The organism is Gordonia sp. SMJS1 (assembly GCF_029866425.1).
GTDB classification, from domain to species: domain Bacteria; phylum Actinomycetota; class Actinomycetes; order Mycobacteriales; family Mycobacteriaceae; genus Gordonia; species Gordonia hongkongensis.
This window is the reverse complement of sequence record NZ_CP123381.1, coordinates 1,080,000-1,092,532: the sequence shown is the minus strand read 5'-3', so window position 1 is coordinate 1,092,532 and position 12,533 is coordinate 1,080,000. Positions and strand designations below refer to the sequence as shown.

General features: G+C 67.0%; 10 protein-coding genes and 2 pseudogenes. 7 read left to right on the top strand and 5 right to left on the bottom strand.

The window, feature by feature from the left end; translation table 11 throughout:
- Nucleotides 1-57: 57 nt before the first annotated feature.
- Together QAD21_RS04965 and QAD21_RS04960 are read left to right on the top strand one after the other, a co-directional pair.
- A complete protein-coding gene (locus tag QAD21_RS04965; protein ID WP_058253359.1) occupies nt 58-1,350 on the top strand; it encodes a saccharopine dehydrogenase NADP-binding domain-containing protein in 1,293 nt (430 codons plus the stop codon).
- Nucleotides 1,351-1,601: 251 nt separating this feature from the next.
- Nucleotides 1,602-2,047: pseudogene (locus QAD21_RS04960) on the top strand (Hsp20/alpha crystallin family protein).
- A gap of 313 nt (nt 2,048-2,360) precedes the next feature.
- Here QAD21_RS04960 and QAD21_RS04955 read toward each other — a convergent pair.
- A pseudogene (locus QAD21_RS04955) lies at nt 2,361-3,263 on the bottom strand (EAL domain-containing protein).
- A 152-nt stretch (nt 3,264-3,415) separates the two neighbouring features.
- Nucleotides 3,416-3,562: a hypothetical protein gene (locus QAD21_RS04950; RefSeq protein WP_231742584.1), complete on the bottom strand. Its 147-nt coding sequence runs from the start codon at nt 3,560-3,562 to the stop codon at nt 3,416-3,418.
- 462 nt (nt 3,563-4,024) lie between these two features.
- Between QAD21_RS04950 and QAD21_RS04945 the strand changes: the two genes are divergently transcribed.
- Both QAD21_RS04945 and QAD21_RS04940 read left to right on the top strand, forming a co-directional pair.
- Nucleotides 4,025-4,996: a diguanylate cyclase gene (locus tag QAD21_RS04945; protein WP_280360593.1), complete on the top strand. Its 972-nt coding sequence runs from the start codon at nt 4,025-4,027 to the stop codon at nt 4,994-4,996.
- Nucleotides 4,993-5,229, top strand: coding sequence for a hypothetical protein (locus QAD21_RS04940; RefSeq protein ID WP_280360592.1), 237 nt, complete (start codon nt 4,993-4,995; stop codon nt 5,227-5,229). Before QAD21_RS04945 ends, QAD21_RS04940 begins: the two co-directional genes overlap by 4 nt.
- On the opposite strand, the gene QAD21_RS04935 is transcribed toward QAD21_RS04940, so the two are convergent.
- The gene (locus QAD21_RS04935; RefSeq protein ID WP_171011612.1) at nt 5,175-5,891 is read right to left on the bottom strand and encodes a hypothetical protein; all 717 of its coding nucleotides are present in this window, start codon (nt 5,889-5,891) and stop codon (nt 5,175-5,177) included. The two genes, QAD21_RS04940 and QAD21_RS04935, sit on opposite strands and share 55 nt — an antisense overlap.
- A 212-nt stretch (nt 5,892-6,103) precedes the next feature.
- On the opposite strand from QAD21_RS04935, the gene QAD21_RS04930 reads away from it, so the two are divergent.
- On the top strand, nt 6,104-8,251 hold the full coding sequence (locus tag QAD21_RS04930) for an Rv1355c family protein (RefSeq protein ID WP_280360591.1): 2,148 nt from the start codon (nt 6,104-6,106) through the stop codon (nt 8,249-8,251).
- Here QAD21_RS04930 and QAD21_RS04925 read toward each other — a convergent pair.
- Nucleotides 8,242-8,892 carry a PaaI family thioesterase gene (locus tag QAD21_RS04925; protein WP_280360590.1) on the bottom strand — a complete coding sequence of 217 codons (651 nt, stop codon included), beginning with the start codon at nt 8,890-8,892 and terminating at the stop codon, nt 8,242-8,244. The two genes, QAD21_RS04930 and QAD21_RS04925, sit on opposite strands and share 10 nt — an antisense overlap.
- A gap of 34 nt (nt 8,893-8,926) precedes the next feature.
- Nucleotides 8,927-9,160, bottom strand: a complete 234-nt coding sequence (locus QAD21_RS04920; protein WP_280360589.1) for a hypothetical protein — start codon at nt 9,158-9,160, stop codon at nt 8,927-8,929.
- 178 nt (nt 9,161-9,338) lie between these two features.
- Between QAD21_RS04920 and QAD21_RS04915 the strand changes: the two genes are divergently transcribed.
- Nucleotides 9,339-10,313, top strand: a complete 975-nt coding sequence (locus QAD21_RS04915) for a 1,4-dihydroxy-2-naphthoyl-CoA synthase (protein WP_280360588.1) — start codon at nt 9,339-9,341, stop codon at nt 10,311-10,313.
- A gap of 884 nt (nt 10,314-11,197) precedes the next feature.
- Entirely contained in the window at nt 11,198-12,457 is a 1,260-nt protein-coding gene (locus QAD21_RS04910) for an HNH endonuclease signature motif containing protein (protein WP_280360587.1), read from the top strand.
- The last annotated feature ends 76 nt before the right edge of the window (nt 12,458-12,533 follow it).

Below are 12,533 nucleotides of genomic sequence, written 5' to 3'. Positions count from 1 at the left end.
CCGTCTCGCCCGACTCGACGGTTACGTGTGACCCCGGTCCCACGTAAGGTCGGGAAGATGAGCGGGGAATCGAACACCGACACGACATCATCCACCTCCCACGGCCGCGAATTCGACGTCGTGGTCTACGGCGCCAGCGGCTTCGTCGGCGAACTCACGGCACGGTATCTGGCCGACCACGCGCCGATCGGTACGAAGATCGCGCTGGCGGGCCGCAACGAGTCGAAGCTGACCGACGCCCGCAAGCGGCTGCCGTTGCGCGCACACGACTGGCCGCTGATCATCGCCGACGCGGAATCACCCGCGGCGCTCGACGCGATGGTCGCGCGCACCCAGGTCGTCTGCACCACCGTCGGCCCCTACCTCAAGTACGGCGAGGCCCTCATCGTGGCGGCGGCCACCGCCGGAACCGACTACGTCGACCTCACCGGCGAGGTGCCGTTCGTGCGGTACGCGATCGACAAGGTCCATGACGTCGCCGCCGCCTCGGGGGCCCGCATCGTGCCCTCCTGCGGCTTCGACTCCGTGCCCTCCGACATCACCACCTACGCGCTGCATCGAAAGGTCTCCGACGACGCCGCCGGCGAGATGACCGACACGACCCTCGTCGTCGCGTCCTTCCGCGGCGGGATCTCCGGCGGAACGATCGACTCGATGCGGGTCATCGCCGAGGAGGCCCGCAACGCCCAGTCCCGACGGCTCATGCTCAACCCGCAGGCCCTCTCGGGCGGCCCCGGCGAGGTCCCGCGGGTCAGCCTGTCCGACGAACCGAGCGACCTGTCCATCATCAACGCCAAGAAGGTCGACCCATCGCTGCGCGGCACCCTCGCGCCCTTCTTCATGGCCGCCCACAACACCCGGATCGTGCGGCGCTCGAATGCGTTGCTGGACAACGCTTACGGCAAGGACTTCCACTACGCGGAGACGATGAGCGTCGGCGGCGTCCCCGCGGTGTCGACCCTGATCGCCGGCGCCGTCGCGGTCGGCACCGGCGCGTTCATGGGAGCGATGAGTTTCGGCCCCACGCGACGTGTCCTCGACCGCGTGTTGCCGAAGCCCGGTGACGGACCCAGCGAAAAGGCCCGCGAGAACGGTTACTTCGTGGTCGACACGTTCACGCGGACGACCACCGGACGACGCTACAAGGCCCGGATGCGCGCCCAGGGCGATCCCGGTTACAAGGCCACCGCGGTGATGCTCGCCGAGAGCGCGCTGGCATTGGCCCTCGACCGCGACCACCTGCCCAAGCGGGCCGGAGTGCTGACGACCGCCGTGGCGATGGGCGACGCTCTCATCGACCGTCTCCGCAACGCCGGGTTCAGCATCGACGCCACCGAGCTCACCGACTGACCCTGACCCGACCCCGCCCGATCGCGTCGTTCGACCCTCCGGCAGCCACGCCGGCGCAGACCGGACCCACTCCGGCACAGTCGAACTCGCGGTCGGGCGGCGTCGTCTTCGGGCCCCGGAAAAATCTGGCACTCTCACCTCCAGAGTGCTAGACGAGTGCCGGATCCGGTGCTATCTTCGTTGGCAGTACAGCGATGAACTGCTCGTCTAACGGGTGGCGAGCAGCCTTGAGAATCAGGAGGTGAACTGCTGTGCTTCGTTTCGATCCCTTCTCCGACATGGATGCCTGGACCCGAGGCATGATGACCGGTTCAGCGGCCGGAACTGCCCGCACTCCCCGCTTCATGCCCCTGGACCTGTACAAGGTCGAGGACCACTACCTGCTCATCGCCGATCTGCCCGGCGCCGATCCCGGCTCCATCGACGTCAGCGTCGACAACGGGGTCCTCACCCTCTCCGCCCAGCGGAGCACGCCGTCCGACGAGGGCGTGCAGTGGCTGACGAGCGAACGATTCTCCGGAACCTACCGCCGCCAACTGACTCTCGGCGACGCCATCGACAGCGCGGCCATCTCGGCGCGCTACGACAACGGCGTTCTCACCGTGACCATCCCGGTCGCCGAGAAGGCCAAGCCGCGGCGGATCGAGGTGGAGTCGCCGGCCGACCACAGGCGATCGAGACCAGTACGGTCACATGAATTGATCGTCTGGAGCCGCAACACATTTGAGGAAACAGCCGCATGTCGAAGGGGGGTGCCATCGACGACGAATCATCCCGCTCCCTAGTCCGAACGAACCGCAGAACCGTTGGTCTGTCGGGTAAAGCGGTGCCGTCTCTCTCTGCTCCCTGAGGTGCGAGGAGCGATAGCGACGAGCCACGAAGGGCCTGGCAAGAAATGTTCACCACGCCCTTCGAGGCTCGCTTCGCTCGCACCTCAGGGAGCAGGATCGGCGCTTCGCACCCCAAGGAGCAATACGCTGCGCAACAACGGAATCGGGCACCGAGCCTCGCTAACGGTCAGACCCGAACAGTTCGACGAGCGGCGCCGGGCGGCCGAACAGGAAGCCCTGGGCGTAGTCGAACCCGAACTCCTCGAGCATCGGGAGCAACGCCTCGGATTCGATCCCCTCGGCGACCATCTTCACCCCGGTGGCGGCGGCCATCTCACCGATCGCGCGGACGACGGCGCGATCGGGCGAGCTGTCGGCCAGTTGCGCGATGAGCGTCCGATCGACCTTCAGGACGTCGACCGGGAGATCGCGGACGTAGCGCAGGGCCGAGAACCCGGCCCCCAGGTCGTCGATGCAGATCGTGCAGCCGAGTTCGTGGAGCGCGTCGATCGCCCGCGACGCGGAGGTGTCGACCCGGATCGCCTAGTCCTCCCGCACCTCGACCCAGACCCTCGACGGCTCGACACCGTGACCGTCGATCAGGCCGTGGACGTACGAGACGAGCCCGTCGTCCCACAACTGCTGCCCGGACAGGTTGAGGGAGACGAACGTGCTCGGCCCGACGTGCCGGGTGATCTCCCCCGACAGGTCCCGGATGGCCTCGCCAATGGCGTGCCGTCCGATGGGGGCGAGCAGCGAGATCCCCTCGGCCACAGACAGGAACGCGTCCGGAGCCAGCACGCCGGACTCGGTGTGCCACCGGAGCAGCGACTCGTAACCGACGACCCGCCGGTCGGGTACCGCGACGATCGGCTGGTAGAAGACGGAGAAGTCGCGCTCGACCGATCTGGTGAGCCAACCCGCGAGGTCGACCTCGGCCCGGATGTGGCGCAGCGTCGTCGGCGATGCGAATGCGACGGCGGTGCGGCTGCTCAGCGCGATGCACAGGGCGGCGTCGGCGTGGCGGACCAGATCGTCCTCGGACTCGGCGGCGAGGTGCACATCTCCGACGGCGACGCCCATGCAGACGTCGAGGAACCAGCTGCGCTCCCCGTCACTCACGGTGTGCGCACCGAGCTTGGTGCGGGCCGCCTCGATCAGTGCGTTGCGTCCGCTCTCGTCGTCACGGCGCCGGTCCAGGGAAGGTGGATGAGCCAGTAGAAGTCCGATCGCCGCTAGAAACGCGCCCGCGGACTGATGGGCATGAGCACCTGTTCGATGAAGCGCTCGGCGGCCGCGGCCGACGCCTCGTAGCCGTAGGCGACCACGGCTCGGTGGTACGGGTCGACCGACACCGCGATCACCGAGGTGCCGAACGTCAACACGACGTCATTCGCTGGTCCGATCCCCCCAGGGCGACGCCGGGGGCGCCGCAGTTCTCTACCGCGCAGATACTACTCAGCCGGCGCGCTCCCGGGAAGAAGGTCGAGTCGCCCCGCCCGGACCGGGCCCGACCGTCATGACCGTTCTCACAATTGCGCGCCGCGGCAGTCCGTCGAAACCGTGTGCAATTTTTCGTGGGCCCGGGTCGAGACATCGATTTCTTTTGACAGATGTTCACAAAATCTGGGACCGGCGCGGCCGGCGATTCGCCACTATTCTCGGCAGCGCTGCTAACGATTCCGCGAGGTGCGGCAAAACTGCTGGTAAGGTGCTTTCATTGCCTATGCGTAGGACACGAAAGATTACGTGGTTTCCGCCAATGCAGTCGCAGTGGCATCAATGCGAATCTCGGCAAACAAGCGGCTGTCTCCACAGCCGCCGACGGAAAGCGGTCGTGGTAGATGTCGTTGATCAGGAGGGTGCTCCGGCGCTACGACGCCCGGTCGATGGCGACACTGATCAGCACCGGCGGTGTCATCCCGCTGCCGGTCATCAGCGTGCTCGCGCCCGAGACGCTGTACCCGGGCGGCATGCCCATCCTGCTCACCATCTGGTCGTTCATCGCGGTCGTCTTCGCGGTGACGGCCATCCGCGCCCGGCTGACCGATCTCGAGTTCGCGTTCCTGGGCGGGTTGGGGATCGTGGGCATCTTCGGCACCTCGATGATCCTGGCCTCGCCACGATCGTCGACGCTCGTCCTCGCCATCGTCGCGGTCATCCCGGCGATCGGCGCGATCTCGGCGACCACCCGACTCATCCTGTCCCATCTGGCGCTGGCGGTCGTCTGTGCGGCAACCGTCCTCGCGGTGACGACGCCCTCGCTGCCGGAGTACCTGATCAGCTTCGGCGCGATGCTCGGCCTGATCGTGGTGCCGGTCTTCCTGGTCGTCGCGTTGCGCAAGTCGATGGAGGCCGTGCTCGATCAGCAGACCCGCCTGGTCGGGATCGACCCGCTGACCGGCCTGCTGAACCGGCGCGGCTTCCTGATTCGCGCATCGCAGCTCCTCTCGGCCGCGCGATCGTCCACCGGATGGATCGGCATCCTGCTGCTCGACGTCGACCACTTCAAGAAGATCAACGACCAGTACGGCCACCTCGCCGGTGACGGCGTGCTGCTGGCGGCATCGGCCGCCATCCGCGAGCACGCCCCCGTCGGTTCGGAGGTGTGCCGCTACGGCGGCGAGGAGTTCCTCATGTTCCACGTCTCCACGACGCGGACGAACTGTGGCTCAGCGCCGAACGCCTACGGGCCGCCGTCGCCGCGGCAGCGCCGGTCACCATCAGCGTCGGCGGCGTCTGCGCGCCGCTGCGCGTCGCCGGCGACCCGCTGGTCTCCGGCCGGTTCGACACCGCCTATTCGACCGACGACGTGATCGGCAACCTCCTGGGTCAGGCCGACGCCTGCGTGTATCAGGCGAAGGAGAACGGCCGGGACACCACGGTCATCAAATCCATCGACGCGGTGACCTGGAACGACGGCGCGCCGAGCGCACATGCCGCCGACGCCGAGCGGACGGTGTCTCCGCCGTCGGCGAGCCTGTACGAGGTCTTCTACCGACGCCCGGCCGACTTCGTCGACATCGACAGCCGGACCAGCGGGCGCTGAGTCGTCGCGGCCTGGAGTGCGTCGGCCTCCCGGCGCATCCGACGCCAGGTCTCCGGGCTGGTGAGGGTGTCGAGCCGGGCGCGGTCCCACCACATGAGCCGGGTGCGGTACCGGTCGTCGGGGAACGGCGTCGCGGACACCGACTCGTCGAGGCGTCCACCACCGGATTGCCAACGGCGCAGAACGTGGTCGGCCGCGGTCGCCATCATGGCCTCGACCCCGGACATCTCCATGATGACCAGCCCCAACCGCGACAACTGACCGGCCACCGACCCCGCGATCGCCGATCGCTCGTCCACCCAGGCCGTCTTGACCTCGACGATGCCGTCGTGCAGGCGTTCTTCGATGGCGTTGACGAGCTGCACCTGACCGGGCTGACCCGCCCATTCGACCAGCGCGTGCGACTGCGCAGCCGCCTCCAACCGGGGTTGGACCCGTAGTCCGCCGACAACCTTGCCCTCGCTGTCGAGCACCGCGAAGAACATCGCGGTGCCCTCGCCGCCGGCGACCTCGTCGTACTCGAGTGCGGCCGCGCACCCGTGGCGGTGGTACGACGCGTCCGCGCCGGCGAGGTACTCACGCCACAGTTCGGGCTCCGACCGCGGGCTCGCCACGACCACCGAGTACTCCGCCCCGGTTTCGGGTGCGATCGATCGCAACATCCCGGTGCGAACCTGATCATTGGTGACTGACACCTTATTCATCGCAGTATTGCCTTCCAGGAATTAGTAAATTTAGAGACGAGATCTCCCCCGACCCCGCGTGTAATGCTGCCACAAGGCCACATTTATGCACTCCCACAAGCGCAGTTCTTTTTGCCCGACCGTCGCTTTGACGGTTGGCGTCGTGCAATCCCGTGCGACACCATGGGCTTATGCACACGCCGCCGGATGCCGCCGCCACCCTCTACTTCCCGGACGAACTACCCGCCGCGTTGACCGCCGAACCGTCCCTCACTGTGTCCGACATCACGGCCGGCGCCGCCCGCGCGCTCGATGAACTCCTCCCGCCCGCCGAGCCCGCTCTCCGGGACGAGACACCTCGTTACGCGCACTTTCCCTGGCGTAACGCCCTCGTCAAGATCCCCGGTCCGCGCACGTTCCGGCGCCTCCGGCTCGACCGCAACCGGCACAAACTGACCGCGTCGCAGCAAGACGCTGCGGGCGAGCTCCGGATCGGTGTCGTCGGTTTGAGTGTGGGACACGCGATATCACTCACGCTCGCACTCGAAGGCCTTACCGGCGAATTACGTCTTGCCGATTTCGACGATCTCGAACTCACGAATATGAATCGAATTCCGGCGACCCTCATGGATATTCACGACAACAAGGCCGTGATCGCCGCTCGACGCATTTCCGAGATCGATCCCTATCTCACCACCGTCGTACATGTGGACGGCATAACAATCGAGAACATCGATGAATTCCTCGACGGCCTGGATCTCGTCGTCGAAGAATGTGATTCCTTCGATGTAAAGGTCCTCGTTCGCCAGAAATGTCGCGAGCGAGGAATTCCGGTTCTCATGGAGACGAGTGACGGTGGAACCCTCGATGTCGAGAGATTCGACCTCGAACCGGATCGGCCCCTTTTCCACGGCCTGGCCGGCGACCTGCGCATCGAAGATCTCGTCGGACTCGACCGCGCGTCGCTCACCCCGCTCGCCGTCCGGGTACTCGAGCCGACGAAGGTGACCGCGCCGATGGCGGCGTCAGCCATCGAGCTCGGGCACACGGTCACCGCCTGGCCGCAGCTCGGCGGCGACGTCCTCCTGGGCGGCGCCACCGTGGCCGCGGCCGTCCGCCGCCTCGTGCAAGGCAAGTCCCTGCCGTCCGGTCGCGTCCGATTCGACCGGGACGCCTGGCTTGACGGCCTCGAGGACCCGATCGACACCCATACCCCCATATCCGCAGCACAACCACCGGCCGACGCCGAACCGATCCGTCCGCAGGTGCAGCCCGCCGTCGAGGCGATGACCGATCGCGAACTCGTCGTGTACGCCGCGAGCCGGGCGCCGTCCGCCGGGAACCAGCAGCCCTGGCAGATCATCGCCGACGACGACGCCGTCACGATCGTCCTGGACCGCACCCGCACCTCGACCCTCGACGTCGAGCACCGGGCATCTGCGGTGGCGGTCGGCGCCGCCCTGTACAACGCGCAGGTCGCGGCCGTCGCGCGCGGGGTGCTCGACGACATCGAGATCGTCGACGCGGCCGACACGCTGGCCGGCCGGGCACGCCTCAAGGGCATCGACACCGGGTCGCGCTCTGCGGACGCGGAGACCGAACTCGACGCGTTGCTCGCCCGCGGCACGCGACGTGGAGTCGGGGACGGATCACCGCTGTCGGCCTCCGATCTCGTCCGACTGCACGATGCCGCCACGAGTGATCGGACCCGGTTGGTGGCGCTCGACGACCGCGCGGACATCGACCGATATGCCTCAATCATCGCCCGATCGGATCGCGCCCGGTTCCTGACGCCCGAACTGCACCGGGAGATGTTCGCCGAGCTCACCACCGATCCGGCCGCCGCCGAGGGCATCGACGTCGCCTCGCTCGACCTACCGGCGGCAATGGCGGGGATGCTCGACGTGTTGCGGCGTGCCGATGTCATGGCGTTGCTCGACGAATGGGGTGGCGGTGCCGCACTCGGTGCCGATGCCGGCGCCCGGGCCGCGTCGTCGTCGGCGATCCTGGTCTTGGTGCAGCAGGGCACGACCCCCGCCGATTACCTCCGCGGTGGGATCGTCGCGCAGCAGCTGTGGGTGGCCGCCGAGCGTCTCGGCTTCGCGGTTCACCCCATGACACCGACGTTTCTCTACGCCGGGGACGACGCGACCGCGCGAACACTGTCGAGCAATCACGGCGACGAACTGGCCGCCCTGCGCCGCGAGATGCTCGAGACGTGGCCGCTCGACGCCGGCGAGGCGCCGACCATCGTGCTGCGACTGTCGCGCACGGATGCGCCGGCGGAGGTGAGCCGTCGTCTACCCGTGCGCCCGCCGACGAGTGCTGGTCAGGCCTGACCTGGGTTGAGCTTGATGAACAGGGCGTCCATCTCCGCACAGAGGCGGTCGCCGTCGTGCAGGGTGCCCTTGATGAAGACCTTGCGCCCCTCGATCCGGTCCGCCCAGGCGTGGATTCGCAGCGGCGTGTTCAGCGGTGTGATCGACCGGTATTGCACGGTCAGGTACGCGGTCCGGCTGACATGCTGGATCGCGACCGCCGACGCGAAGCCGCCCACGTCGTCGAAGGCGACCGCGACATGACCGCCGTGCGCGGCGTTGTTCCCGCCGAGGTGGAAATCGCGGAACGTCAGTTCGGCGACGACCCCGTTGTCGTTCACCTCGGTGACCACATACGGCGGCAGGGTGATGTTGCCGCGCGACGGGAGGTCGATGCGGGTCCCCGCCGGTGAGTGCCACTCGTCGATCCGGGAATCGGCGAGCCGGTCGTTGAGCGCCCTCAGTGACTCGATGAGTTCGTCGACGAGCTCGTCGTCGGGACAGGCGTAGCGGGCGTTGTCCATCAGCAGGCGGACCTGCTCACTGAACTCGCCGTAGCGGGGTCCGCCGCGGTCGGTGGTGATGGCCGCATGGGCCCGGAAACCACCCTCGTGCGGGTCCTCGTCGACGGTCTCGACGGCGCGATCGTTCGCTTCGCTCACCGACCAACCGTATAAGAGCCGGCGGTGCCGCGCCCTAGTCGGTGTCGGTGTCGGTGTGCCGATCGGTCCGACGGCGGTCGGCGAGATCCACACACACCCCGCCCCGGGCCAGCCGGCGCGTGGACTCGGGTATGTAGTCCGGCACGCCACGCGGACCGCGTTCCTTCTCGTCTCGGATCCGGACCGCCCTCCCGACGATCACCGCGACCGCCGCGGACACGACACACCACGCGCCCCCGAGGATCAGAATCCACCCCCATACAGCCATACGGACAGCTAAGCATCCGAAACTGAGATTTCGGTGATGTTCGAACCGAAGACCGGCAGGCATCCAATGGTTGAATGCAATCCGCGTCGAACCCGTCACGACTTCGTGACCTCTTCCGACCAATCCGCCGCTTGCAGGCGTGCGAAGCGCCCGGTCGCCGCGTCGATAGGCTGACCCCATGAGTGCGACGCCCGACACCCAGGGACCCTCCGGCCAACCCTTCGACCCGGCATCGTGGGCGGTGGTGCCCGGCTTCGACGACCTGACCGACATCACCTATCACCGCCACGTCGCTGAGGGCCGCGAGTACGGGATCGTGCGCGTCGCATTCGACCGTCCCGAGGTCCGCAACGCCTTCCGCCCGCACACGGTCGACGAGCTGTACCGGGTCCTCGACCATGCGCGGCGGTCGCCCGACGTCGGCACGATCCTGCTGACCGGCAACGGCCCGAGCCCCAAGGACGGCGGGTGGGCGTTCTGCAGCGGCGGCGATCAGCGCATCCGCGGGCGTAGCGGTTATCAGTACGCCACGACACACGACGACGACGTCGCGGCGGCCGGCGCCGAGACGGTCGACGCGGCGCGGGTGAAGGCCGAGGGCGGGCGGTTGCACATCCTGGAGGTCCAGCGCCTGATCCGGACGATGCCCAAGGTCGTGATCGCGGTCGTCAACGGCTGGGCGGCCGGCGGCGGGCATTCGCTGCACGTCGTGTGCGACCTGACCCTCGCCTCGGCCGAGCACGCCCGGTTCAAGCAGACCGACGCCGATGTGGGTTCCTTCGACGCCGGTTACGGCAGCGCCTACCTCGCCAAGCAGGTCGGGCAGAAGTTCGCGCGCGAGATCTTCTTCCTCGGGGAGGCCTACGACGCCGAGACCATGCACCGGATGGGCGCGGTCAACCGCGTCGCCCCGCACGCCGAGCTGGAGGCCACCGCCATCGACTGGGCGCGCCGGATCAACAGCAAGTCGCCGACGGCCCAGCGCATGCTGAAGTTCGCGTTCAACCTCACCGACGACGGCCTCATGGGCCAGCAGGTGTTCGCCGGTGAGGCGACCCGCCTGGCCTACATGACCGACGAAGCCGTCGAAGGACGTGACGCGTTCCTCGAGAAGCGCGACCCGCGCTGGGACGATTACCCGTACTACTACTGAGCCGCGTGCCCGAGAGTCTCGAACGCACAGGGCATTCATTGAGGGCGGGTAACGACCAGCGTCGCTCGTCTGACGTAGACCAGGGTTAGATGTGGGCGATCATTCTTCAGCGGGTCGACCCCGCCGATGCCCGGATCGAACTGGCGGCCAACCAGGTCCGGTGCGAACGACGCCGCCGAATCGAGCTGAGAGACCGCACCCGCCTCGGCGTGCGGCAGTAGTACGCGGTGAACCGTAGGTGCGTCGCGTGGCCTGCCAGTGCGCCAGACACTTCCAGATCGCGGCGCCGCCGCTGTCGTGGCGTCAACTCGACGCGGCGTTGCCGATCTGCACAAGCAGAAAATCCAGGCCGCGAAGCAAAAGGAGGCGCACAGCATTTCATGACATGGTGGTCGGCGCACTCCGCGGCGATGAGCTCGAAACGAATCACCGATGATGCCGCACCGCATAGTACGCCGAAATTTTCCTTCCGTAGCGCGACATCACGGCCCTTCTCGACGAGCTCGGCACGCAGTCTGGTCCGTTCCGCGCACTCACCCGACGCCTCGGTCGGGCGGCACCTTGCGATCTCGTGGACGTCGAGTTCCCGTGCCACCTCGGTGACCGGCCCGTCCACCATCAATCACCCGACGAGCAGGGCCTGCGCTCAGGAGTAATCGACCACTTCCTGGACAAGCAGATACCTCTGCAGCAGGACGACGCGCGACATTCGGTCGCACGACAGTCGTTGGTCAGCAGCACATCTACCGTTCTGGGACAGAATACGGTACGTGTGTGACAGGATTAGATTACTGACGACGATCGAGGCACAATCACCGAAACATGCTGCACAGTAGACAGTTTCGCGATTTCCGAGCCTGTGGAAACTCCTCGAAATCGAACCCATGTTCCTGTACCTTGGACTCATGCCAGAGCTCACCACGCTCCTCGATCAGCTCGTCGAGACCGCCCAACCCGCCGACGATCCCACGGGCAGAGCAACATTCGACGCCCTTGACACGTGGCGCCTGATCCGCAACCTCGCCGATCATCAGATCGTCTCGCACGCAGCACAACTCGACGAAATAGGCATCGCCCAGAAGGCCGGTAGCACCACCAAGAGACTGCTGATCGAGTCAGGACATGCACCGGCCGCCGCTCTTCGCACCATGCGCAGTGTCGACGTCCTGCCCACTCTGCCCGCTGTGGCGCGTCACGCTGCCGACGGGCGACTGTCGAGCGAGATCGTCGATGCCATCGTCCGAGGCATGAACGAGATCGACAAGCGTTGTGGTGAAGCGCTTTCCGAGGATGAGCGCTCCCGCTATGAGATCGAACTGATTGCCCAAGCACTCTCGGGCGCAACACCGACAGACGTGTTCAAGCATGCGCGGACTATCGGCAACACACTCGCCGACGCCGCCGACACCGGTGTCCCCGCCGCCGACGACCCATCTTTCAATGCGGTAAACACGCACACCACCGACGACGGACGCGTCGAGATCCGCGCCGACCTCACCCAGGTCGTGAGCGAGAAGTTCCTGGCCATGATCGACGAACGGACCTGCCCACGGCCCGAACCCGACGGCGCCGAGGACCGTCGCACCGCCGAGCAACGCCGCGCCGACGCCTTCGAACTGATCCTCGACCAAGCCGCGATCGGCGCGAGCATCAACACCGTCGGAAGCCCACGCACGCAACTGATGCTGACCATCCCCGCGACCGGAGACCTCGCAACGCTGCCGTGGACCGGGACGGTCAGCCATGCCACCGCCAAACAGGTGTCGTGCGACGGCTCGCTCACCGAGATCATCCTCGACAGCGAAGGCGTACCGCTTCAGATGGGTCACACCCGCCGGTTGTATCCGTCACACTTACGCAAAGCGATCATCGTCCGCGACGAGTGCTGCATCAAATGTGGTGCACCGCCGTCCCATACGCAGGTGCATCACATCAGGCCGTGGGCCGACGGCGGACCCACCGATCTCGACAACGGCTGCCTGCTCTGCCAGCGCTGCCACACACAGGTCCACCACCACGGGTGGGACATCGTGATGGGTTTCGACCGCCACCCCTGGCTCGTACCGCCCGTGTCGATCGATCCGCAACGCCGACCGCTACCCGCATACAACCGACGCACCATGCGCCTCGACGACGCCGCCTGACCGGCCCTCCGACACACACTTTCGCGCAGCACCTTTTCGCACCCGGCCAACGCCCGGGATCGCATCTGTCCCTTGA